Annotated in this window: 18 protein-coding genes and 1 tRNA gene; 8 read left to right on the forward strand and 11 right to left on the reverse strand. The window is 69.6% G+C overall.

From position 1 onward, the window contains the following. The coding region (locus ACFY3C_RS34510; protein WP_390773602.1) for a tetratricopeptide repeat protein at positions 1-932 on the forward strand (932 nt) is incomplete at its 5' end. Between the two features lie 394 nt (positions 933-1,326). Here the strand turns inward: ACFY3C_RS34510 and ACFY3C_RS34515 are convergent. After that, positions 1,327-1,668, reverse strand: a complete 342-nt coding sequence (locus ACFY3C_RS34515; protein WP_390773603.1) for a hypothetical protein — start codon at positions 1,666-1,668, stop codon at positions 1,327-1,329. Positions 1,669-1,959: 291 nt separating this feature from the next. On the opposite strand from ACFY3C_RS34515, the gene ACFY3C_RS34520 reads away from it, so the two are divergent. Beyond that, positions 1,960-3,396 (forward strand): hypothetical protein, encoded by a 1,437-nt coding sequence (locus ACFY3C_RS34520; protein WP_390773604.1) that lies wholly within the window; start codon positions 1,960-1,962, stop codon positions 3,394-3,396. A gap of 188 nt (positions 3,397-3,584) precedes the next feature. On the opposite strand, the gene ACFY3C_RS34525 is transcribed toward ACFY3C_RS34520, so the two are convergent. Both ACFY3C_RS34525 and ACFY3C_RS34530 read right to left on the reverse strand, forming a co-directional pair. Then, complete coding sequence (locus ACFY3C_RS34525; protein WP_390773605.1) at positions 3,585-4,322, reverse strand: HNH endonuclease signature motif containing protein; 738 nt, start codon at positions 4,320-4,322, stop codon at positions 3,585-3,587. A 2-nt stretch (positions 4,323-4,324) separates the two neighbouring features. Beyond that, positions 4,325-5,203, reverse strand: coding sequence for a recombinase family protein (locus ACFY3C_RS34530; protein ID WP_390773606.1), 879 nt, complete (start codon positions 5,201-5,203; stop codon positions 4,325-4,327). A 317-nt stretch (positions 5,204-5,520) separates the two neighbouring features. Between ACFY3C_RS34530 and ACFY3C_RS34535 the strand changes: the two genes are divergently transcribed. Continuing rightward, the gene (locus tag ACFY3C_RS34535; protein WP_390773607.1) at positions 5,521-6,366 is read left to right on the forward strand and encodes a hypothetical protein; all 846 of its coding nucleotides are present in this window, start codon (positions 5,521-5,523) and stop codon (positions 6,364-6,366) included. Between the two features lie 1,144 nt (positions 6,367-7,510). Here the strand turns inward: ACFY3C_RS34535 and ACFY3C_RS34540 are convergent. From ACFY3C_RS34540 to ACFY3C_RS34560, 5 genes are all read right to left on the reverse strand, one after another. After that, positions 7,511-9,160: a tyrosine-type recombinase/integrase gene (locus ACFY3C_RS34540; protein WP_390773608.1), complete on the reverse strand. Its 1,650-nt coding sequence runs from the start codon at positions 9,158-9,160 to the stop codon at positions 7,511-7,513. Between the two features lie 87 nt (positions 9,161-9,247). Continuing rightward, positions 9,248-9,320, reverse strand: a tRNA-Arg gene (locus ACFY3C_RS34545). 87 nt (positions 9,321-9,407) lie between these two features. Continuing rightward, positions 9,408-11,048: a glutamate--tRNA ligase gene (locus tag ACFY3C_RS34550; RefSeq protein ID WP_390773609.1), complete on the reverse strand. Its 1,641-nt coding sequence runs from the start codon at positions 11,046-11,048 to the stop codon at positions 9,408-9,410. Positions 11,049-11,214: 166 nt separating this feature from the next. Next, entirely contained in the window at positions 11,215-12,828 is a 1,614-nt protein-coding gene (locus ACFY3C_RS34555) for an IclR family transcriptional regulator C-terminal domain-containing protein (protein WP_390773610.1), read from the reverse strand. 98 nt (positions 12,829-12,926) lie between these two features. Then, on the reverse strand, positions 12,927-14,204 hold the full coding sequence (locus ACFY3C_RS34560) for a M6 family metalloprotease domain-containing protein (protein ID WP_390773611.1): 1,278 nt from the start codon (positions 14,202-14,204) through the stop codon (positions 12,927-12,929). 334 nt (positions 14,205-14,538) lie between these two features. On the opposite strand from ACFY3C_RS34560, the gene ACFY3C_RS34565 reads away from it, so the two are divergent. Together ACFY3C_RS34565 and ACFY3C_RS34570 are read left to right on the forward strand one after the other, a co-directional pair. Further along, positions 14,539-15,180 carry a TetR/AcrR family transcriptional regulator gene (locus ACFY3C_RS34565; RefSeq protein WP_390773612.1) on the forward strand — a complete coding sequence of 214 codons (642 nt, stop codon included), beginning with the start codon at positions 14,539-14,541 and terminating at the stop codon, positions 15,178-15,180. 160 nt (positions 15,181-15,340) lie between these two features. Further along, positions 15,341-16,879 (forward strand): MFS transporter, encoded by a 1,539-nt coding sequence (locus tag ACFY3C_RS34570; protein WP_390773613.1) that lies wholly within the window; start codon positions 15,341-15,343, stop codon positions 16,877-16,879. 16 nt (positions 16,880-16,895) lie between these two features. Here the strand turns inward: ACFY3C_RS34570 and ACFY3C_RS34575 are convergent, their stop codons facing one another. After that, a complete protein-coding gene (locus ACFY3C_RS34575) occupies positions 16,896-17,405 on the reverse strand; it encodes a MarR family winged helix-turn-helix transcriptional regulator (RefSeq protein WP_390773614.1) in 510 nt (169 codons plus the stop codon). 102 nt (positions 17,406-17,507) lie between these two features. Between ACFY3C_RS34575 and ACFY3C_RS34580 the strand changes: the two genes are divergently transcribed. Continuing rightward, positions 17,508-18,299 (forward strand): dioxygenase, encoded by a 792-nt coding sequence (locus ACFY3C_RS34580; RefSeq protein WP_390773615.1) that lies wholly within the window; start codon positions 17,508-17,510, stop codon positions 18,297-18,299. A gap of 37 nt (positions 18,300-18,336) precedes the next feature. On the opposite strand, the gene ACFY3C_RS34585 is transcribed toward ACFY3C_RS34580, so the two are convergent. Continuing rightward, positions 18,337-18,858: a GNAT family N-acetyltransferase gene (locus tag ACFY3C_RS34585; RefSeq protein ID WP_386573352.1), complete on the reverse strand. Its 522-nt coding sequence runs from the start codon at positions 18,856-18,858 to the stop codon at positions 18,337-18,339. Between the two features lie 188 nt (positions 18,859-19,046). Between ACFY3C_RS34585 and ACFY3C_RS34590 the strand changes: the two genes are divergently transcribed. Together ACFY3C_RS34590 and ACFY3C_RS34595 are read left to right on the forward strand one after the other, a co-directional pair. Then, on the forward strand, positions 19,047-20,045 hold the full coding sequence (locus ACFY3C_RS34590) for an RNA polymerase sigma factor RpoD/SigA (protein ID WP_386573350.1): 999 nt from the start codon (positions 19,047-19,049) through the stop codon (positions 20,043-20,045). Positions 20,046-20,642: 597 nt separating this feature from the next. Then, positions 20,643-21,287 (forward strand): TetR/AcrR family transcriptional regulator, encoded by a 645-nt coding sequence (locus ACFY3C_RS34595; protein ID WP_386573859.1) that lies wholly within the window; start codon positions 20,643-20,645, stop codon positions 21,285-21,287. 152 nt (positions 21,288-21,439) lie between these two features. On the opposite strand, the gene ACFY3C_RS34600 is transcribed toward ACFY3C_RS34595, so the two are convergent. Continuing rightward, positions 21,440-22,411: a helix-turn-helix transcriptional regulator gene (locus ACFY3C_RS34600; protein ID WP_386573349.1), complete on the reverse strand. Its 972-nt coding sequence runs from the start codon at positions 22,409-22,411 to the stop codon at positions 21,440-21,442. Positions 22,412-22,424 lie beyond the last annotated feature (13 nt).

Here is a 22,424-nt window from a genome sequence, read left to right on the forward strand (position 1 = left end):
CCATCTACCGCGAGACCAGCGACCGTCACGGCGAAGCTGAAGCGCTGACCGGCCTTGGTCTCGCTCTGGCCGGTATGCGTCGGTTTGAGGAGGCGATCGAGGCTCACGCCCAGGCTGCCGACATCTACCGTGAGAACGGCGACCGCCCTCGCGAAGGAATGGAACTGATTAGCCTCGGTCTCGCGCTGGTCAGGGTGGGGCGGTTCGAGGAGGCGATCGAGGCTCACACCCAGGCCTCTGCCATCTACCGCGAGACCAGCGACCGCCCTCGCGAAGGAATGGCGTTGGGCAACCTCGGTCTCGCGCTGGTCGAGGTGGGGCGGTTCGAGGAGGCGATCGAGGCTCACGCCCAGGCTGCCGACATCTACCGCGAGAACGGCGACCGCCCTCGCGAAGGAATGGCGTTGGGCAACCTCGGTCTCGCGCTGGTCGAGGTGGGGCGGTTCGAGGAGGCGATCGACGCCCACACCCAGGCCTCTGCCATCTACCGCGAGACCAGCGACCGTCACGGCGAAGCTGAAGCGCTGAGCAACCTCGGTTCCGCTCTTGTCGGCGTGGAGCGGTACGTTGATGGGGTGACTGCGGTGGAGTGCGCAGTGGAGATCTATCGTTGCCTTGCGGTAGACAGCCAGTCCGATTACGAGCCTGGCCTTGCTCATTCGCTTCTGTTCTTGGCTTCGCTGCGAGTCGAAGTGGAGAGGGAACGCGACCTTCCCGGGGCGTTGAGGGCGGCGGAGGAAGCAGCAGAACTCTTCGGCCGGCTGGTCGCAGCGGAGCCAGCAGCGTTCACTGGCCTGCTCCGTAGGGCGCTCGAGCTGCTCGCGGAGACCTTGGAGCTGTTGAGGCGTTCTGAGGACGCAGAGCGGGTACGTTGTCGCCTCGCGGACATGGACTCTCCAAAGAATGATCCCATCCTGCGACCAGGCGCTTGAGGAAGCACTCGCCCATGTCCCTGACCTGCTCCACCTCGCCGAGGTCTTCGGCTGGACGAGAAGACCTCGATCCGCTGTGCGAACTCAGCCCGCGCTCTCCTGGAGCAGCCCCTGCAAACCGACCCCACGACTTCACCACCAACCCACGGGTGAACCCCCCCAACATCGGTGCGCCGGACCGTGGGTTCCCGCCGAACTACCTTCAGTCTTCGCGAACTCGCGGGGGTCACGGGGTGTCGGTAAGAACCGTGTCACCGATCCTGATGGCTTATTGGGGTCCAGCCAAGGTGAGCCCAAAAGCCGCCACATGATGACCTTGGCAAATACCCGTCGGCCAGCTCGGCGGCGGTGTGGCCCCGCGTGTTCCGCTGTGGCGGCGCGCGGGCCGGGGAGTTCACCGGCGTGGAGGGCGGCGAATGTCGGCGCGCGCCTGTTCGACGCCGTCGGGGTACGCCTCGCGCTTGGTGTGCTCGGCGAACGCCCGGTAGATGCTCGCCACAGACGGGCTCTGCCCTCTGCGCTTGCTGGTGGGGCTGATCAGGTCGGGCTGGATCTGCTCGACGGACTCGCCTTTCGCCCTGCCGCGCAGCACGGTGTGTAGCAGGGCGTCGGTGATGGCCAGCGGCCGCCCCCCGTGCTTGCCCTTGCCGGCCGTGGTGTCGAGCCCCTCCAGCGTCGACTCGCGAATGTTCTCCCGCTCGGTCTCCGCGATCGCCGCGAAGAACGCGAACAGCAACGGCGCTGCGCCGGTGCGGTCGTAGGTGGCGGGCAGAGGCCGCCGGCGAGCATCCAGCCTTGGCCGGAGAGGAAGTTCGCGCCGGGATGTCTGGACGAGGCCAATTCGGGCGCGTCATGCTTGTCACGATGCGGCGCCTTGGGGAGCGCGGACCGCAGAGGGGAGGGGCCCTGGCCCGAGGCTTTGTCCTACACCGGCCTAATCAGGGCCTATCGGACGAAACCGCTCACAAGTCCGGAACCGATCACCTCACATCGGGCAACAGCACAGCCGCGAGGCGGAGGAGCCATAATGCCCTGGTACCCCTACACGCCCATCCCGAGACACCCATTCGATGCGGATATCGACTGTGGCGGTGCGGACAACACCGCCGGTTACACGCTCGTGGGGGACTTCGACGGGGATGGAGTCCAGGAAATAGCAGTCCAGATCTCTGGACGCGGCAGTCCCCAGAACATCTTCTGGGCCATGAAGAGGGCCGACGACCGCTTCATCAACATGAACCCGACCGGTCATCCGCTTGGTGCGGATATCGACTTCACCAAGCTCGACATCCCTACGGACTGGGGCGTCGTCGGCGATTTCGATGGAGACGGCACCGACGAGTTAGTCCTCCACATCGCCCGTCCTGGGACCGAGGGCAACGACCTGTGGGCTATCAAGCGCGACCCCGCTAGTGGCGCGTGGCTCCACATGCACCAGACAGGCCACCCTCTTGAGGCCGACATCGACTGCAGTGCGCTGGACATCGCCGTGAAGTTCGCGGTGGCGGGGGACTTCGACGGCGACGGAACCGACGAGCTGGTGCTTGCGCTCGACCGTCCTGGGACCGAGGGCAACGACCTGTGGGCCATGAAACGCGACCCCGCTAGTGGCGCGTGGCTCCACATGCACCAGACAGGCCACCCTCTTGAGGCCGACATCGACTGCAGCGAGTCGGACGTCCCCACAAGGTTCGCGGTGGCGGGGGACTTCGACGCCGACGGCACCGACGAGCTGGTGCTGGGCATAGATATGGGGAGAATCCAGGGCAACAGCCTGTGGGCCATGAAACGCGACGCTGGTAGCGGTGCGTGGCTCCACATGGACGCTGGCAGCTACTCATACGACGCCGACATCGAACTCAGCACAAGTCGGATGCCCGTCCGCGCCCTCGACGTCGGACGCTTCAGCAACGACGAACGAGACGTGCTCCTCGCCCTCCCGGAGTGGGCGGGAACACTCGGGAACGATCTGTGGGCGGTCGAACGAATCACCGACTTCCCGTCGATCCTCACCGGCACTGGCACCCTGTTCACCTCAAATCCGGGAGCGCCCGGGCCATTTCCTGCGCCTGTGACCATTGCGGTACTCGTGGCTTCCAACCGACGTTCCGCAAAGATCATGTCGATGACGCCGATCACGACCACGTTCGCGACTCCGTTCGGCATGAACACAGCCAAAATGACCCTGGTACGGGCCGGAGTGCTCCAGATCGACCGTGCCAACGGCACCGCGAACGTCACCGTGGTCCTGAACATAGCCAACAGCCTCGGCCCGGTCTATGAACTGGCCGTTCCCCTCAGCACCGAAACCTCACTCGTGACACCGCGGGCGAGTGGAGCCCGCTACAACTCCACGAGCGGCGCCATCGCACTCGTGGGGCAAGGGACCCTTGAGGGTCCACCTCCACTCGGCGGTGCGACGGCAACGCTCCTCATCAGCGGGACGTTCTCTCCTCCGTGGTAGGGGGTGCCGGAACGTCGCACTGTCGGCAGGACCTGCGCTCTCCCTACCAAGCGGCCCTGCCATCGGCGTACCGTCAAGAGCTATGACCAGCGGAAACCGGCAACGACGCGACGGCTCCCCCAAGAGGGTCCAGCTGACCAGCGGCGCTCATGGCGGCCCCAAGGACAAGAAGCGCAAGCTGCCGCGCGTCACGCAGCCGGACCGTGGGCAGAAGAAGGCAGCCGCCAGCCGGGCGTGGAAGGACCTGTTCGACCGGCTCGGCGAGGTGAAGAAGCGGGAGCAGGCCCGGCAGCAGGCCAAGCGCGGCACACCATAGGCCCCGGATTAGCGGTCAGCCGCGGCGTTGAGCCGACCAGTCGAGCTCGGCGCGTCCCGTATCGGGGTGCCGGTGTCGGTGGGTCGGTTCGGGCCTGAGCGCGACGGATGGCCTCAGCCATCACGGCCCGGGTCGTCTCGTAGTTCCATCCGCCCTGCCCGAAGTGGACGGTGGGCCGGAGCGAGGCGCCGGCCTCGCGGGCCGCCTCCCGGGCGATGCGCTCGATCTCCTCGTGCGGCACGTCGCGCAGCTGGCTGTTGAAGGTCTCGCGGGTCCCGGCGTCACCGAGGAACTCGGCAAGGATCCGGAGGTTCGTCATGCCGGGCCCCTGGCCGGACGCCTGCCGCCGTTCCAGCCAGGAGAGGAAGGAGTCCCGGGAGGCGGTGTTGGGCGCGCTCTCGTGGCAGGGGCGGCACAGCACCGCGAGGTTGTCGGCGTCGTCGGTGCCGTCCGCGGCGACGGGGACGATGTGCGCGATGTCGAGCCCGGTCCACACGGGGCGGTCGTCCTCCGTGGTGTAGCGGCTGGCCCCGTAGGTGCAGGCTTCGCAGGCCACCGGACGCCCGGCTTCTTCGAGGATGCGGCGCAGGGCCGCTGTGCCGGTGCGCACGCTCACTCGCCTCCAGCCACGGCGGCCTGGGCGGTCTGGTCGTTGTGCTCGCGCAGCATTCGCATGACGGTCGCGGGGGAGGGGTGCTGGCCCTTCTTCTTGCCGGTGGTGATGACGAGCTTGGCCGCGATGTCCCGCAGGCTCATCTCCTGCCCGCGCAGGTGCAGGGCCATGGCGAGCATGGCGTCGTCGGTGACGCTGGCGCCGCCGATCGACTTGCCCCGGGTGCGGGCCGACTCGTGGCCTTCCAGGGTGCGGTCCCGGATGTACTCGCGCTCCATGCCCGACAGGGCGGCGAGCACGGTGAACACGACGCCCGACGGGTCGTGCGAGCCCTTCAGCTCCCCGGTGAGGAACTCCAGCCCGATGTCACCGGCCTTCAGGTCTTCTGCCAGGGTCGCCAGGTCGATGCCGCGACCGAGGCGCTTGTGCTCGTGGACGACGACGGTCACGCGGACGCCGGAGGCGCGGATCTCGCGGGCGAGGGTGACGGCCTTCTCCAGCTCCGGCCGCTTCGTGGCGCGGGTGGAGATCTTCTCCGAGAACACGCGGGTGATGCCGTGCTCGTGCAGGGAGTCGAGCTGGGTGTCCAGCGACTGCCGGGCGGTGGACGCGCGGGCGTAGCCGATGCGGACGTGGCCGACGGGTTCGGCGCTGGCCCCGGCGGGGCGCGGCAGTTCCACCCAGGCCGTGCCCGGCTTGCGCACGGGCGGCACCGGCACGTTCAGGGCCTTGGCCAGTTGGGGCACGAGCCGGAAGCGGGCGGTGTGGTACTGGATCGCCACCCTGCCCTTGGTCGTACGGCAGGGTGAGCCCGCCGGGGCGGCGCAGGTGGACATGGGGCAGTCGTGCGCTTCAACGCGCTGGTAGTCGTCGGCCACGGACCCAATGTTTCATGTGTTGTTTCAAACAGGCAAGCCGTTTGCAACGTCCCATGAAACAGAGAACGTGCAGCATGATCGCTGCCCGGCGGGGTGTCTCACGAGCGACCACCTATGAAACGCGGCTCTCCGCTCGGCGCGAGACGGGGTGGGCAATTGCCCGGATGACTGTCCCGCCCCGGCTGCCCCGCGCGTGCTATTTCCGGGGAGCCGGATGCCCGCCAGGGCTTCAAGATCAATTCATTGCCCCTTTGACGCCCATCGGTTGGCCCCGAAACCCATCGCGACCGCGTCACGGTGCTGCCACACTCACGCCCATGACCGACGACAGCGCCAAGAGCCTCGACGGAGCCATCGGCACCCACGTCCACGCCATCACCTACGAAGCGATGGACTGGGCGACAGAGGCACTGCCGGCGCACGTACCGGCGGACAACCTGAAGAAGCTGAAGCTGGCCGCGGGCGAGCATCTCGCGGCGATGCTGACGACCGCCTATCTCGGCATCGTGCCGGTCGCCGTAGACGTCCACGGCGGCGTGGATCTCGTCTACCGCGTGGCGGACTCGGACGGCGACGCACTGTCGTCGCTGCTTGGCCGCAACGGTATCGAGTTCGCCGACTTTGAGGTGAAGTCGATACCCGGTGACTTCCGCGAGCACGACGCAGCGGCCTCGCGGGCACTGAAGCGAGGTGAGGAGCCAGGCACTCATTGGTCAACGTTCGTGTCAGCGAACGATGTCGTCGAGGCGGCCCAGCCGATGATCGCCAAGGCCGCGAAGCAGTTGCGGGACAAGTCCTCGCCTGACAGGGCCCGGGTGGTGTTCATCGTCTCCCACTTTTTCGACCGGCCCTACGTGGAATGTCTCGACCCGCTGATCGCGCACACCCTGACTGCCCCAACGCTGCCAGACGAGATCGACGCCATGTGGGTGTTCTTCGCGCCCTCGCACCTGGTGGTGTGGTCGGCTATCGAGCAGCGCTGGACGCAGCTTCTTCTCAGCAGTCTTAAGGAGGACGGGACGTCCCCGGAGGTCGACTTCGGCATGGAGCTGCTGCAGCACTACGAGAGGCTGTTCCTGGAGCGGGCAGGAATCGACGGGCCCTCGCCCTTCCTATACGGCCTCGTGGCTGGTGAGCTTGCATCTGCGGTTGACGCAGAGTGACGGCCGTCCGAGATGCGCGACACGGCAGCGGGAGTCAGCCAGTGCCAGGGCCCGTCAGACGGCTCGGGGTTTGGCCGCCCCGGCACGCCGCCGCCCTGTGACTTGTACGCACCATGACGGAGTAGTACGGACTGTGCGCCCTGTGGGAGGGTAGATACGACGGTCCCAGAACGGGGAGCGCCCCCCGCCGGACAGGGCGGAGGGCGCTCGTACCGCTACTGGGCGAGATGCCCCGGCTCACTGGTTATGAGCCGGGGCATCGTCACGACCGAGGCCAGACGAATTCCCGGATCGTGCGCGCCGTCCAGTACGCGGCGGATGCCACCGGCCCGAGCCAGAGGCGGATACGTTCCCGTACCGCCCGCCAGTCCACCTGCGGCTTCCTCCGCTTGCCCATCTCGTCCTCCCGGACGTCGGGGGACCGGCCGGATGCCGGGCCCTCGCGCGAGGGGCCTGGATAAGCCGCCCCCGGGCAAGCAGCACTGACCGTACAGGACTTGACGGGCCGTTACTCAATCGTCACCAAAGGATCGAAGGGCAGGGGGCAGGTGTCGTTCTCGCGGCTCTGCCAGCCCATCGCAGGCGCGCGGGCCTGCAGGCGGCCGCCTGGTGCTCGGGCGGTTGTGTCAGCTCTTCCGGCGCAGCCAGCGGCGGCGCTCGGGCCGGATCGCGTCTCCGGCGGGGGTGGCCGTGCCGTCGGGGTGGATCAAGTTCTAGGCGGTCGGAGTAGTTCCCTGGCAGCATGCGTCCCCTGCCATGTGCTGGGCGCCCCGCAAGTCGCCGGGACGCTCGCACTTGGGGCAGCATCCATCCTTGTCCAGTCGGACGTGCCCCGTACTGCTCCCGCTCGGATGCACTACCCGGACGCCCTTGGGAGGGCGGGGAGCTGTGCCCGTCCCGCCCCCACACCACAGGCACGGATAGCCCGACGCCATCGCGCCGAAAGCCCCGTCGTCCCAATAGATGCTGTGCCCACAGGAATGCCGCACATGGAAAACCACATCAGCCATGCCGGCACCCTACTTGCGCTATCGCCTGGGTCAGGGGTGCGCGGGGTCGGCGCACGCCATCCGTAGCGAGTCCCGTGACCTCTACGGTACGGGCCTCAACGCGCGCAGGGGAGAGAGTGCGGAGAGCACGGGCCCTATGCGACATCGGCTGTCGCCTGGAGCTCACGGACGACGGCTCGGCGGCCCCGGCTGACCTCGATCAGGCCGTCCTTCCTCAGCTGAGTGAATGCCCGGTGTGCGGTACCGACCGAGACACCGTGGGCCTGCGCGATGTCGCCGACTGTGGGGACGTCCTCGCCGGGCAGCATCGTGCCGTCCTTGATGGTGTCCGCGAGTTCCTTTGCGATCACTTCCCAGGGAGCGAGCTCGCGGGGCGGGGCGGCTTCGGTCTTGATCGTCTTGCCGATGGGACCCACCGCCGCGTCCGGGCCGGCCTGGACGGCCGTCTCGCACTGGCCGCACAGAGCCTCAGCGCCTTCCTCGGTGACCACGAGCATTGCCCACAGCGATTCGTTGCCGCACTCGCAGAGCAGACGGAGCCCGTTGATGACGGTAGTGACCGGCTGTTCGGCGAGTAGCCCTGCCGGCACCGGCAGCTGCTTGGCGAAGGCGGTGACGGCCTGGCGGTCGGAGGTGGCCAGGAAGGCTGCGTAGTACTTGAGCGTGGTCGCTCCTCCGCCGCCGTGCCCAACGCGACCGGCGACCGTTCGTACGTCGGCACCGGCGCCCAGAAGCTCGGTCACGTTGTACGCGCGCAGGTCTTTCAGACGGTGGGTGTGGATCTTCAGCTTCTGCGCGAGGCGGCGGTATCTCTGGCTGACGCTTGAGGGCACGAGTGGGGCGGAGCTGTCGGCTTCGCCGGAGAACACGAAGGCGTCACGGGCGAGTTCACCGCCGAGCGCCTTGCAGCGTTCCTCGGCTCGGGCTCGGTGGGTGGCCAGGACGGAACGCGTGATCACGTCGATTGCCTGCTTACGGCGCTGGTGGGTCTTGGTGTCCTTGATCCTGCGGCCGTTGTTGGAGTGCTTCACAAAGAGTTCGAGGCGGTTGAGGTTGATGTCCGACCAGCGCAGGGCGCACATCTCGCCGCGGCGTGAGCCGGTGACCATCGTCATGAACAGGAACGCTCCCCAGTCCAGGTCCCGCTGCCAGGCAGTGTTCAGAACCAGGGCTGCCTCTTCGGGAGTGGGCGGGTCGGGGTTCGGCTTGGGTTGGGACGGCGGCTCGGCGAGGGCGGCCACGTTCGTCGTCACGTATCCCCAGCGCAGGCCGCGGCTGAGCGCCGGACGCAGGATGAAGTGAATCTTGCGGACGGAGTTCGCGGCGAGCGGCGCGCAGAGGTGCTTCTGCTTTGTCTTGGGGTCGGTCTTGCCGTTGCGCCGGCCTTCGCACTGGTCCTGGCACTGCCGCAGACGGGCGTAGAACAGCTCCAGCATCTCGGCGGTCAGCTTGCCCGCCTTGAGGTCGCCGAACGTGGGCCTGAGGTAGTTGCGGATGATGCCCTCGGCACGCTCGTACGACGTCTCGTCGAGTTCGGCGACGCCGAGCCAGCGATCGAGCAGGAAGGACATGGTCACCTGCGTCTTGGGGTGGCGCTTCTCGTCGACCTGGTGCAGGAGCTTCGTGCGGAGCTTCTCCGCCTCGGTCTCCGTCTCGGCCTGCTCGTGGAGGTAGATGTCCTTCTTCGTGAGCGGGTCGCGCCCGGCGTACACCCGGACCTGGAAGCCGGCCCCATTGGGGCGGATGCTGCCGCGCTGACGTCGCTTGCTCTTGGTGTTCGCCATGGTTCTGGAACCTATTCATGGTTAATGCCATGGCTACGACGAACAGCGCGCCTACCTCAGAGAGGTAAACGCGCTGGTCAGGCAGTGTGCCCCCGGCAGGATTCGAACCTGCGACACCCGCTTTAGGAGAGCGGTGCTCTATCCCCTGAGCTACGAAGGCGAGGATCTGCACCGACAGTGTAGCGGCTGCCGCCGTGGGGGGTTCGAGCGTTTGTGGGGGTCGGCGGGTGGGGGTGGTGGGGGAGGGCTACGCGGTCAGTGCGGACACGCGGCGGAGTACCTCGTCGCGGCCCAGTGTGCGGGCCACGGCGAAGAGGTCCGGGCTGCGGGTCGAGCCGGTCAGGGCCACCCGGATCAGCTGGGAGGCCTCGCGGATCGAGCCGGGGTAGGCGTCCGGGTTCTTCTTGTACTCCTTGGGCGAGGGGGCGAAGCCGTGCTTGGTGGCGAGGGTGCGGATCTGGTCGAACCAGGCCTGGGGGTCGTCCAGTTCCGCGTACTGCGCCGCGAAGTCCTGCGCGAAGGCGCGGACCAGGTCCTCGTCGAGGCCGCCGAGACGCTCGTCCCCGGCGGCGACGAGGGTGAACAGCTGCGGGAAGAAGAAGCCGTAGGCGTCGCGGAAGTCCGACCACTTGCGGAGGTCCTTGCGGGGGTTGTCCACGCCCACGCGCTCCACGTCCACGGCCGTCAGCGCGAGCGCCCGCTCGGCGTCCAGGACCGGCACGAGGCCGGGGTCGTGGGACAGGGCCCACTCGCGTACGGCGGTGAGGATCTGCTCGCTGCTCAAGGTGGCGATGTGGTCCGCGCTGATGCCCTCCAGCTTCACCAGGTCGACCAGCGGACCAGCCACGCCACAGTCCTCAAGCCTGATGGGCTCCTGCAGCGCCTGGGCGAGCGGCAGTTCGGCCAGCCGGCCGTTCGCGAGGCCGCGGAGGTAGTGGAGCACCGGCTCGGCCGGGTAGCCCTCGCCGAGGTAGAAGTCGACCGTGGACTCGGGGTCCTTGCGCTTGGAGAGCTTCCGCTTGCCGCCCTTGATCTGCTTCATCAGCGGCGCGATGTGCGCGTACACGGGAGGTTCGAAGCCGAGCGCCTCGAAGAGCTGGAGGTGCACGGGCACGGAGGAGATCCACTCCTCGCCCCTGATGACGAGGTTGACCCGCATCAGGTGGTCGTCCACGACGTGCGCGAAGTGGTACGTGGGCAACCGCAGCGCACTGTCGGAGGACTTGAGGATCACCACGTCGTTGCGGTTGTCCTCGTGCTCCAGGCGCCCGCGGATGGCGTCCGTGAAGGACCGGCGCGCACCGCGCAGGGCGGGCGAGCGGAAACGCACCACGTAGGGCGCGCCCTCGGCGAGCTTGGCCGCGACCTCGGCGGGGTCGGCGTCGCGCCAGATCGCCCAGTCGCCGTAGTAGCCGGTCGGCACCTTGGCGTCCTCCTGGCGCTGCCGGATGTCGGCCAGCTCCTCCTGGGTCGCGAAGCAGAGGTAGGCCTGTCCCGTCCGCAGCAGCGCACGCGCGTAGCTGAGGTAGATCTCCTGGCGTGCCGACTGGAGGTAGGGGCCGTAGTCGCCGACGGCCGTGGCGTTGTCGGCGGGCAGCGAGAAGTAGGCGAACGCCCGGTCGAACTGTTCTGTGGCGCCCTCGACTTGGCGCGACTGGTCGGTGTCCTCGATGCGCAGCAGGTACGTGCCACCGGTGCGGTGCGCGACGGCCTGGTTGATCAGGCCTGCGTAGATCCCGCCGATGTGGACGAAGCCGGTCGGCGACGGCGCCAGCCGTGTGACCTGCGCGCCGGCGGGCAGGTCGCGGGCCGGGTAGCGCTGCTCCCAGTGCGCGGGCTCCGGAAGGTCCGCGGGGAACAGTGCGTCGATGGTGCTGGCGTCGAGCATGGAGAGTCTCGGTTTCCGACCTGGAAGGGACAAGGGATGTGGAAAGGGGCGCAGGAGGAACGCAGAAGGGGTGTAGAAGGGGCGTTGATGGATGTTTGGTCAGGTTATCAACGGGGCGCTCGGGCTTGGCGGGTGGATGTTGGGCCAGGGGGCATCCGGCCGGGGCTCAGGCCGACGGGACCCGTGTGAAGCGGGACGCGGTGTGCAGGTCCGTCTGGATCCGGTCGGCGGTCGCGCTGAGGGCGGGGAGGAGGTCGTCGACGCACTCCTCCAGGGTGCGGCGGGCCGGGTGGGTTGCCACGTTCACCGCGGCGACCGCCCGGCCCGTGCGGTCCCGTACCGGTACGGCTATCGACCGCAGGCCCGACTCCAGCTCCTCGTCGACGAGGGCGTAGCCCTGCGCGCGGACCTCGGCGAGGGCGGGGGACAGGGGTTCGGCGCCGTCCGCGAGGAGGACGCGGCCCAGGGACGTGGACGCGGCCGGCAGCCGTGCGCCCACCGTGATGTCCACCGTCAGTACCCTGCTCGCGCCCGCTCCGGCCGTGTACTGGATCTCCGACTCCGCGCCCGGCGCCAGGACCGCCAGTGCCGTCGGCTCGTGCAACCGGTCGGTGAGCGCGCGCAGATGGGGCTCGGCGAGGCGGGGGAGCGTGGTGCGGGACAGCGGTGGGAAGCCCAGGTCCAGGACGCGGGGCGTGAGGGTGAAGGTGCGGTCGGGGCCCGCGGCCACCAGGCCCAGGTGCTCGTACGTGATCAGCGCCCGCCGGGCCGTGGCGCGGGCCAGGCCGGCCGCCCGGGCCACCTCGGTCAGCGGCAGCGCGGAGCGGTCCGCGCCGAACGCGGTCAGCACGGTCAGGCCCCGGGCCAGGGACTCGACGAACTCCCGGCCCAGCTCGTGCTTGGACGCCGTCGTCCAGGTCGCCAGGCCCGCGGGCGGTGGGCCGGGGTGCGGCCGCGGTGCCTCGCGCAGGTCGGCCTCCATCGCCGCCACCGCCGTACGCAGCCGGGGGAGCAGGGAGGTGCGCAGGTCGGCCGGCGAGTGGCGGCTGGTGTGGCTGACCACGCTCGCCACGCACGCCACCCGGCCGGTGTCCGGCTCCCGTACCGGTACGGACACCGCGACCAGGCCGGGTTCGATCAGCTGGTCGTCCAGTGCCCAGCCGTCCCGGCGGGCCCGTTTCGCCCGCCGTTCGAAGTCGTCCGCGGCGGATGCCGGCCGGGGCGGTACGGCGGGGAAGGAGGCGTCCTCGGGGTCCTCGGCCCGGCGGGCCCGCCACCGCTGCCAGTCCGCGTCCGTCCATCCGGCCGCGAACAGCGGTCCGGGCGCGGTGCGTTCGGCCGGCAGCAGGTCGCCGATGCGGAAGCTCACGGACATCGCGCGGCGGCGGGTGGCCTGGTGGATGAAGCGGATGCCGTCCAGGTCGGCCACCGCGAGCGACACCGACTCGTCCAGCTCGTCGGCGAGGGCGTCCGCGCGCGCGTCGAGGAGCGCAGGCAGGCGCAGGGCGGCCAGGTAGGCGTTGCCCAGCTCCATCACGCGGGGGGCGAGGACGACGTCCCGGCCGTCGACGCGGACGTACCCCATGCGGGCCAGGGTGGCGGTGATCCGGTCGACCGTGGACCGGGCGAGCCCGGTGGCCCGCTCCAGCGCGCTCGGGCTCAGTGTGCCGCCCGCCTCGGTCAGCCGCCGCAGCACGCTGATCCCACGGATCAACGGCGCGACCGCCTCGGCCGGCACCCCGGCGTGGACCTCGGCATCCAGTGCGGTGTTCGCGGGCATCAACTCTCCGATACGGCATCCAGGCACGCCTACGGGCTACGGTAAACCCGCCCGCGCGGCGGTCGGCCCGCCTCCGCTCCGCCTCCACCCCGCTCCCGCTAGGTCCGGGTGATCCGCACCTTGTAGTTCCCGGAATCGTCCGCACCCAGCACCTCGATCGTGATGCCATGGCGCGGGTCCTTGAAGGACTCGCCAGTGATGAAGGGGGCGTCGGAGAGTTCCGCCTGGACGTTGGGGCTGCGGGTGCAGCCGCCGCTGCCCCGGTGGGCGTCGTAGACGGTGACCGGGCCGCGTCCGGTGTCCACGGCGGCGTCGACCTTGTAGACGAGGATGCCCGGCTTGCACACCGCCTCGTCGTTGCCGCCCGGGGCACGCAGCTCCAGCGCGTACGTGGTCCGCGCGTCGACCGGTACGAGGACCAGCTTCCCGCCGCCCTCCTTGTACAGCGGCGTCAGCGTGTACTCGACAGTGCCCGGGGCGGCCGCGCAACCGACCTGGTTGCCGTCCAGCCAGCCCAGCTTCCACTTGTGCCAGCCGAGCAGGTCGTTGTTGGCCCCCCAGTCCTCGCTCATGATGTCCCAGTGGCCGACCGTGCCCCCGCCCTCCTGGGTGTAGAGGTCGGGCAGCCCGAAGGTGTGGCCGTTCTCGTGCGGCAGGACGCGGTAGCCGGTGCGGGAGTAGGAGCCGGAGCCGTCGTCCTGGCGGGAGTAGACGAAGGACGCGTTGGCGATGGGGATGCCGTCGGCGACCGGGGCGTCGGCGTTGCCGGCGAAGGTCACGGACAGCACCGTGTCCAGGGCGGAGGGGCCGGCGTTCGGGGTGATCAGCACGTTCAGCAGGTCGTACGAGCGGAAGTCCACGTCGGGATCGGCGGCGGCCACGATGTCCTGCACCAGTTGCCGGTAGCCGGGGTCGAAGGGCGCGCCGCGCTCTATGCCGTACTCCTTGAAGGGCTTCGGCATCCGCAGCCAGGACCCGATCGGGGTCTCGGGCCGGTAGTCGAGCCGGCCGTACGACGCTGTACGGAACCACTCCTGGGTCTGCGGGAAGAACTCGTGGAAGCGGTCGAGCGCGCTGCCCTGCCCGGGCGCGTCGGAGAAGTCGACCATCAGGGTCAGGGCGTGGACCGCGCCGGTGGAGCGGGAGTAACCGGCCGGGGTGGGCAGGCCCTCGGTCATCTGGACGTCCAGGCCACTGTGGATGAGGCACGGCGAGAGGGCGGTGGAGCGGGCCAGGCCTATCGGCCCGGCGGTGGTGGGCGCCGCCAGATGTCCGGTCCCGGCCGAGGTGCTGACCGCGAGGGTGAGAACGGTCACCGCGACGAGGGCGGCCACGCGGCGCGGGCGTATGCGGCGGCGCGGCGAGTGCGGCTGCATGCATGGACCTTTCGCTCCACGGCAGCCGCCGGTCGCCGGCTGCACCCTTGCGCTCACCCTGTGTCGACGGGGTGGGGGGCGCGCGCTGGAGGAGACCGATCGTGGGAAATCCCCGCGCGAGCGGGTGGGAACCGCGCCCGGCAAGTGTGGTTCAGGTCACAGCAAGTCTTTCCGGGGGCGGGAAATAACCGGGGAACCTCTCCCCGTTTAGACCTGTGTCCGAGCGAAACGGGGAGTCTTTCCCCGGATCGCCCCGCAGACCCGGATCACCGTCAACAGACGCGGATCACCGTCGACAGACGCGGATCACCGTCAACGACTCAGGGAGTACGCCGTGCAGACCGCAACCCCCACGCGCAAGGTGCCCCGGCCGCGCGCCGACGCCCTGCGCAACCGGGAGCGGATCGTCACCGCCGCCCGGGAGATGTTCGTCGAACACGGCCCGGACGTGCCGCTGGACGAGATCGCCCGCCGGGCCGGCGTCGGCAATGCCACCCTGTACCGCAACTTCCCGGACCGTGACGCCCTCGTCCGCGAGGTCGTCTGCTCCGTCATGGACCGTACGGCCGAAGCGGCCGAGCAGGCCCTCGCGGAGACCGGGGACGCCTTCGCCGCCCTGGAGCGTTTCGTGCACGCCGCCGCCGACGAGCGGATCAGCGCGCTGTGCCCGATGGTCTCCAGCACCTTCGACAAGGACCACCCCGACCTGGTGGCGTCCCGGGAACGGGCCGAGCATCTGATCGAGGAGGTCATGGGCCGGGCCAAGGAGGCGGGCCAGCTCCGCACCGACGTGGGCGTCGGCGACCTGATGATCGCCGCGGCCCAGCTCAGCCGGCCGCCGGCCGGTACCGACTGCCTGAGCAGCGACCGCTTCGTCCACCGCCATCTGCAGCTGTTCCTGGACGGGCTGCGGGCCCCCGCCCGCTCGGTCCTGCCGGGGGCGGCCGTGAGCATCAAGGAGCTGCGCCGGTGCTGAGCGATTAGTTCCGGCCGCGCCGGCGGTCTCCCACACACCAGCACCCCGGTCGTCAGTGACGACGAGCCGGCCCCTCCAGCACGCCCGACAGTCTTCCCTTTTCTGATCTTTCCGTTTTCTGATCGTTTTTCCGTCACGAAGTCCCGAAGTGGGTACCCCCATGTCCGAAACAGCCCTCAAGGCTCCCCGCGCCGCCGCACCGAGCGGTGACGCCAACCGCTGGAAAGCGCTCGTCTTCATCGCGCTCGCCCAGCTGATGGTCGTCCTCGACGCCACCATCGTGAACATCGCCCTGCCCTCCGCCCAGCAGGACCTCGGCATATCCGACGGCAACCGGCAGTGGGTCGTCACCGCCTACGCCCTCGCCTTCGGTGGTCTGCTGCTCTTCGGTGGCCGCATCGCCGACCTGTGGGGCCGCAAGCGCGCCTTCGTCCTCGGCCTGACCGGTTTCGCCGCCGCCTCCGTGCTCGGCGGTGTCGCCACCACCGGCGCGATGATGTTCGGCGCCCGCGCGCTCCAGGGTGCCTTCGGCGCCCTGCTCGCCCCGGCCGCGCTGTCCCTGCTCGCCGTGATGTTCACGGACGCCAAGGAGCGCGCCAAGGCATTCGGTATCTACGGCGCGATCGCCGGTGGCGGTGGCGCCGTCGGCCTGATCCTCGGCGGCTTCCTCACCGAGTACCTGGACTGGCGCTGGACCTTCTTCGTGAACGTCCCGTTCGCCGTCGTCGCCGCGCTCGGCGCCAACTTCGTCATCCGTGAGCCGGAGGGCGGCCGCAACCGCTCCCCGCTCGACATCCCGGGCGTGATCCTCTCCACCCTCGGCCTCGTCGCCCTCGTCTACGGCTTCACCCGCGCCGAGTCCGACGGCTGGAGCGACGCCGTGACCATCTCGATGTTCGTCGCGTCCGCGGTGCTGCTGATCGCCTTCGCACTGGTCGAGTCCAGGGTCAAGGCCCCGCTGCTGCCGCTGCGCGTGGTCACCGACCGCAACCGCGGCGGGATCTACCTCTCCCTGGGCCTCGCGATCATCGGCATGTTCGGCCTGTTCCTCTTCCTGACCTACTACCTGCAGGTCGTGAAGGGCTACTCGCCGGTCAAGACCGGCTTCGCGTTCCTGCCGATGATCGCGGGCATGATCACCGGCTCCACCCAGATCGGCACCCGGCTGATGACCCGGGTCCCGGCCCGCTTCCTGATGGGCCCCGGCTTCCTGGTCGCCGGTCTCGGCATGCTGCTGCTGACCCAGCTGGAGGTCGACTCCTCGTACACCACCCTGCTGCTGCCCGCGATGCTGCTGCTCGGCCTCGGTATGGGTACGGCGTTCATGCCGGCCATGTCCCTGGCCACCTCGGGCGTCGAGCCCCGGGACGCCGGTGTCGCCTCCGCGATGGTCAACACCTCGCAGCAGGTGGGCGGCGCGATCGGCACCGCCCTGCTGAACACGATCGCCGCCTCCGCGACGACGTCGTACGTCAAGGACCACATCGCCGGTGCGGCCTCCAAGCCGCAGCAGCAGCTGGTCAAGCTGCACGGCATGGTGCACGGCTACAGCGCGGCGATCTGGTTCGCCGTCGGCATCCTGGGCCTCGCCTCGCTGATCGCCTTCACCTTCGTCAACGCCGGCCGTCCGGGCGCCGTCACGGTGGCCTCCGGCGAGGGTGTCGAGGACGAGGTGCCGGTGCCGGTGGTCGCCCACTGACCCCCGCGGCCGTGATTTAGCGGAGCCAGGGCAGGTCCGCACCCGCTTCGTTGGGCTGAAGGCCCTCGGCGACGATCTCCATGATCTCGCCGAGGGTCTTCTGCTGTTCCGGGGTCAGCCGCTCGAACAGCGCCTGCCGTACGGCGTCCACATGGCCCGGCGCGGTCCGGCGCAGCACCTCGGCGCCCTCGTCGGTGAGCACCGCGAACTGGCCGCGCTTGTCGGAGGGGCATTCCTCGCGGCGGACCCATCCGTTCTTCTCCAGGCGCGCGATGGCGTGCGACAGCCGGGAGCGGGTGATCTTCGCCTTCATCGCCAGCTCCGTCATCCGCAGCCGGCGGCGCGGCGCCTCGGCGAGACCGACGAGCAGGCCGTAGTAGATGTGCGGCATGCCCGCGTCACGCTGCAACTGCCGGTCGAGGTGGTCCTCCAGCAGGGTGGTGGCGTGCAGATAGGCGCGCCAGACGCGCTGCTCCTCGTCGGTGAGCCAGCGGTGCCAGCCGGCGGAGTCCGTTGCCGTGTTCATGTACCCCACTGTACGGCGCATCTCCTTGAAACTTGAACAAGTCGGGCGTACGCTGTCCGTGAGAGCTTGAGAGTTAAAACATCTGTATTGGGAGCCGCCGTCATGTCCGCCGCCACCCAGGAGCGCATGCCCGCCCTGTACCTCAGCCACGGCGCCCCGCCGCTCGCCGACGACCCGATCTGGCCCGGCCAGCTCGCCGCCTGGTCCGCGGACCTGCCGCGCCCCAAGGCGATCCTCATGGTCTCCGCGCACTGGGAGGAGGCCCCCCTCGCCCTCGGCGCGACCGAGACCATCCCGCTCGTCTACGACTTCTGGGGCTTCCCCGAGCACTACTACCGGGTCCGGTACGCCGCCCCCGGCGCGCCCGAACTCGCCGAGTCCGTCCGCAAGCTGCTGCGCGCCCCCGGCACCCCCGTCCAGGACATCCCCGACCGCGGCCTCGACCACGGCGCCTACGTCCCCCTCGTCGAGATGTTCCCGGCCGCCGACATCCCCGTCCTGCAGGTCTCCCTGCCCACCCTCGATCCCCGGCGTCTGATGGACATCGGCCGCAAGCTCGCCCCGTTGCGCGACGAGGGCGTGCTGATCGTCGGCTCCGGCTTCTTCACCCACAACCTGGCCGCCCTGCGTCACACGGGCGGCGGCGTGCCCAGCTGGTCCTCCGAGTTCGACGACTGGGGCCGGCGGGCCTTGGAGGCCCGTGACTGGGACGCGCTGCTGGACTTCCTTCACAAGGCCCCGGCCGGCCGCTACGCCCACCCGCGCACGGAGCACTTCGCCCCGCTCTTCGTCGCCATGGGCGCGGCGGAGGCGGGCGGTGAGCAGGACGCGCAGAAGTCGGTGATCGACGGTTTCTGGATGGGAATGGCGAAGCGCTCGGTGCAGTTCGGATAAGGGCCGGCTCCGCACAAGGGTCGGCTCCGGACAAGGGTTAGCCGAGATCCTTCTCGTACCAGGCCACGTCCCAGTAGCGGCCGAACTTGCGCCCGACCTCCCGGTAGGTGCCGACGTACCGGAAGTCGAAGCGTGTGTGCAGCCGCTCGGAGGCCTCGTTGGGCTGGGCGATGCCGGCGTAGGCGCGGTGGATGTCCTCGTCGGCCAGGGCCTTGAAGAGGGTGTCGTAGAGCAGGGTGCCGATCCCGCGGCGGCCGGCGTCCGGGGCGACGTACACCGAAGTCTCCACGGACGTCGCGTACGCGGGCTTCACCCGGTAAGGGCTGGATGTGGCGTACCCCAGAATTCGCTGAGTTCGTCCTTCCGCGGCAACCATCAGGCGGTACGGTCCGTCTTCCGGGTGGGAGAGCAGCCAAGGACGGCGCTCTTCCGGCGTGAAGATCGTGGTGTCGAACGTGATGGGCGTCTCGCGCACGTAGTGGTTGTAGATGTCCGTGAGGGCTTCGAGGTCGCTCTCGACTCCCGGCCTGACCTGCACTTCTGCATGTGCCGACGGCATCTGGCCTCCCTGTGGTCGGACAGGGTACTGCAAGATCAGAAAAATTGAGGGGCGGGTTGGGAATTCTGTCCGGATTCCAGTCGTTGTTTCCTTCGGATGCCGGGCACTCGTGGAGAGTCCCAGGAGTTCCAGGAGTGCTGAGCATCCCTTAAGGACCACCGCCCGCCCACCATCGCAAGGGAGCACGCATGGCAACCCGTGCCGTCGCCCGTCGTCAGTCCGCCACCGGCGAGACGGCCGACTCGGCAAGCAGTGTTCGCGCCCATGGCGGCGAGATCGCCGATCGCGATCTGGTCGGTATGTATCTCGACGAGATCGCGCGTACGCCGCTGCTCGACGCCGCAAAGGAAGTCGAGCTGTCCCAGACCATCGAGGCGGGTGTGTTCGCACGGCAGGTCCTCGACGGCGAGGAGGAGTCACAGACGGACGCCTCCCGCGAGGAGTTGGAGGCCCTGGTCGCCGCGGGCGAGCGGGCCAAGGACGTCTTCATCCGCTCCAACCTCCGCCTGGTCGTGGCGGTGGCCCGGCGATACCCGCGCAGCGGCCTGCCCCTCCTCGACCTGGTCCAGGAGGGCAACGCCGGTCTGGTGCGCGCCGTCGAGAAGTTCGACTACCGCAAGGGCTTCAAGTTCTCGACGTACGCCACCTGGTGGATCCGTCAGGCCATCACCCGCTCCATCGCCGACCAGTCCCGCACGATCCGGCTCCCCGTCCACCTGGTGGAGGAGCTGGGCCGTATCCGCCGCGTGCAGCGGGAGTTCAACCGTGAGCACGGGCGCGAGCCGGAGCCCGCGGAGATCGCTGCCGAGCTGGGCTCGACGCCGGAGCGCGTGACCGACGTGCTCGACTGGTCCCGTGACCCGGTCTCCCTCAACATGTCCGTGGACGACGAGGGCGAGACCCAGTTCGGCGACCTCCTGGAGGACACCTCGGCGGTGTCGCCGGAGCAGTCGGTGCTGACGCTGCTGCGCAGCGAGGAGCTGGACGGCCTGATCGGCCGCCTGGACCAGCGCACGGCCTCCATCATCAAGATGCGGTACGGCATCGAGGACGGCCGCGAGCGCACCCTGACCGAGGTCGGCAAGGAGCACGGCCTGACCCGCGAGCGCATCCGCCAGATCGAGAAGCACGCGCTGCTCGAACTGAAGAAGCTGGCCCGCAGCACCGGCTTCGACGCGGCGGCGTGAGGGACGGGGAGTACAGCCCATTGACGGACGGGGAGCACAGCCGATGACGAAACCGGGCGTACGACCGCGTGCGCCCGGTGGCGAAAGACGGCGCAAACATGGCGTGGTCCCATCGCTTCAACCCCCGGACCCGAGGGAACAACCCTTCAGGGCCCAGGAGTTGGACCCCAGGGCCCGCACTCCCGCCTTTCGCAGACACCCCACACCTGCCATGACGAGCACGTCGTAGGTCCTGGTCCGTCAGTTCCTACTCGACATGTGAGCCACGTCCCCGCGCTATCCCCCCCGGCGCCGGGACCTTCCCGGAGCCGGGCTTCGGCGCCTACCCCCCCCAGGCGCCGGGGCCCGGCTTCTTGCTGTGGGGAGAAGAGGGAGGGCGTGAGCTCGCCGAAGGCCGGCGGTGCGGACATGCTGGATCGGCGGGCCACTCCGTACCTGAACCACGGGGTGGCCCGCCGGATGGCAGATTCTGCCACATCGGCATAGCCTGCCGAGGTGAGCACCCCGAGCACCACCGGCAACACCGCGCACCAGCCTTTTTCCGCCTCCGCGCCCGCCCCGGTGTCCCTCACCGAGCGCCGCAAGGCGGAGACCCGCATGGAGATCGCTCGTGCGGCGGCGGCCCTCTTCGTCCGCCAGGGGTTGCGTGCCACCCGTGCGGAGGACATCGCCCAGGCGGCGGGCATCGCCCCGCGCACGTTCTACCGCTACTTCGCCTCGAAGGAGGAGGCGGTGGCCCCTCTCTATGCGGCGGGTGCCGAGCGCTGGACGCAGGCGGTCCGCGAGGCCCCGCCCGCCCTCACCGTCCCGGAGGCTCTGCGCCACGCGGTCCACCAGACGCTCACCCCGGGCCTCGGCGTCTCGGTGTCGTCCTGGGAATGGGTCCGCACCCTGATCCGCCTGGCCGACGCGAGTCCCGCCCTGCGCAAGGTCTGGGCGGAGGTCTGCCAGTCCTCGGAGAAGACGCTCGCGGAGATTCTGGCGGAGCGATTGTCGGTGTCCCGAGGGCAGACGGTCTCCGCCGACCCCGACCCCGACCCCGAGTCCGGCGACAACGTTGCCCACCCGGCCCCGATCCCCCTGCACCTCCACTTCGCAGCGGCGGTGGCCGGCGCGGCAGTTCGTGTAGCCGTCGAATCCTGGTCCACCACCACGTCCCCACCCATCGGCCCCACCGGCCCAGCAGCCCTGGCCCTCCAAAACCTGGAGGCGGTGGGGGAGTTCGAGTGGGTCGAGGAATAGCCAACGCCTCGTCAGTGCCCGGAGGCCGCCGTTGGACTGACGGCCGTCGCCGGAGTGCGGGTCCGCTGTGGCTGGTCGCGCAGTTCCCCGCGCCCCTGGGGAGTTGCAGCTGCCGTACTTGCCAGCCGCAGCACCGGCAACCCGAAACCCGCCTAGGCTCCCCCCGCCCGACTCAGTCGCTCGCCCAACTCCCTTACGTACGCCACCAGTTCAACCGGCCCCCGAACCGTGAACTCGCACCCCACCATCGCCAACCGCACAGCCAGCCACTCCACCGGATCCCCGCTGCTGCCCCGCACCACGCACCAGCCCTCCCCGTCCGCCTCCGGTACCCCGACCCACCCGGGCACCCGCGACGACACCTCCTCCACGGACCCGGCGAACCGCACCTCGAACTCGTACGTCCCGGTATCGGGCCGCCGCTGAATGGACCGCCGCAGGTACTCCGCCGCACTCCCCATCGGCAACTCCCGCGGAGCGAACCGCACGCCGGTGGCGAACGGCTCCCGTACCCGGTCCACCCGGAACGTCCGCCAGTCCTCGCGCCCGAGGTCGTACGCGACGAGGTACCACCGCCGCCCGGTGGACACCAGCCGATGCGGCTCGGCCAGCCGCCGCGACTCGCTGCCGTCCTTGTCCCGGTAGGCGAACCGCAGCCGCTCGTGCCCGGCCACCGTCGACGCCATCACGGTCAGCGTCTCCGGCGCGATACTCGCCCCGTCCCCACTGGTCAGCGCCGTCGTCGCGGCCTGAAGCGTCGAGACCCGGTGCCGCAGCCGCGACGGCAGCACCTGCTCCAGCTTCGCCAGCGCCCGCACCGACGCCTCCTCCACCCCCTCCACCGCGTGCCCGGCCCCGGCCCGCAGCCCGACCGCGATCGCCACCGCCTCCTCGTCGTCGAGCACCAGCGGCGGCATGGCCTTGCCCGCGACAAGGCGGTAGCCGCCGTCAGCACCTTTGCTGGCCTGCACGGGATAGCCCAGCTCCCGCAGCCGGTCGATGTCCCGCCGCACGGTACGGCGGGACACCCCGAGCCGGTCGGCCAGCTCGCCGCCGGGCCACTCGCGCGGGGTCTGGAGGAGGGAGAGCAACTGGAGGAGCCGAGCCGGAGTGTCCGTCGTCATGTATTCGAGAATG

It is taken from the genome of Streptomyces sp. NPDC001410 (assembly GCF_042895235.1).
GTDB lineage: Bacteria > Actinomycetota > Actinomycetes > Streptomycetales > Streptomycetaceae > Streptomyces.

Bases quoted from the DNA above. Each gene is read 5' to 3' on its own strand.
- ACFY3C_RS34520 (WP_390773604.1), top strand. From the start codon at position 1,960: ATGCCCTGGTACCCCTACACGCCCATCCCGAGACACCCATTCGATGCG.
- ACFY3C_RS34535 (WP_390773607.1), top strand. From the start codon at position 5,521: ATGACCGACGACAGCGCCAAGAGCCTCGACGGAGCCATCGGCACCCAC.
- ACFY3C_RS34540 (WP_390773608.1), bottom strand. From the start codon at position 9,160: ATGGCGAACACCAAGAGCAAGCGACGTCAGCGCGGCAGCATCCGCCCC.
- ACFY3C_RS34550 (WP_390773609.1), bottom strand. From the start codon at position 11,048: ATGCTCGACGCCAGCACCATCGACGCACTGTTCCCCGCGGACCTTCCG.
- ACFY3C_RS34555 (WP_390773610.1), bottom strand. From the start codon at position 12,828: ATGCCCGCGAACACCGCACTGGATGCCGAGGTCCACGCCGGGGTGCCG.
- ACFY3C_RS34560 (WP_390773611.1), bottom strand. From the start codon at position 14,204: ATGCAGCCGCACTCGCCGCGCCGCCGCATACGCCCGCGCCGCGTGGCC.
- ACFY3C_RS34570 (WP_390773613.1), top strand. From the start codon at position 15,341: ATGTCCGAAACAGCCCTCAAGGCTCCCCGCGCCGCCGCACCGAGCGGT.
- ACFY3C_RS34575 (WP_390773614.1), bottom strand. From the start codon at position 17,405: ATGAACACGGCAACGGACTCCGCCGGCTGGCACCGCTGGCTCACCGAC.
- ACFY3C_RS34580 (WP_390773615.1), top strand. From the start codon at position 17,508: ATGTCCGCCGCCACCCAGGAGCGCATGCCCGCCCTGTACCTCAGCCAC.
- ACFY3C_RS34585 (WP_386573352.1), bottom strand. From the start codon at position 18,858: ATGCCGTCGGCACATGCAGAAGTGCAGGTCAGGCCGGGAGTCGAGAGC.
- ACFY3C_RS34590 (WP_386573350.1), top strand. From the start codon at position 19,047: ATGGCAACCCGTGCCGTCGCCCGTCGTCAGTCCGCCACCGGCGAGACG.
- ACFY3C_RS34595 (WP_386573859.1), top strand. From the start codon at position 20,643: ATGGAGATCGCTCGTGCGGCGGCGGCCCTCTTCGTCCGCCAGGGGTTG.
- ACFY3C_RS34600 (WP_386573349.1), bottom strand. From the start codon at position 22,411: ATGACGACGGACACTCCGGCTCGGCTCCTCCAGTTGCTCTCCCTCCTC.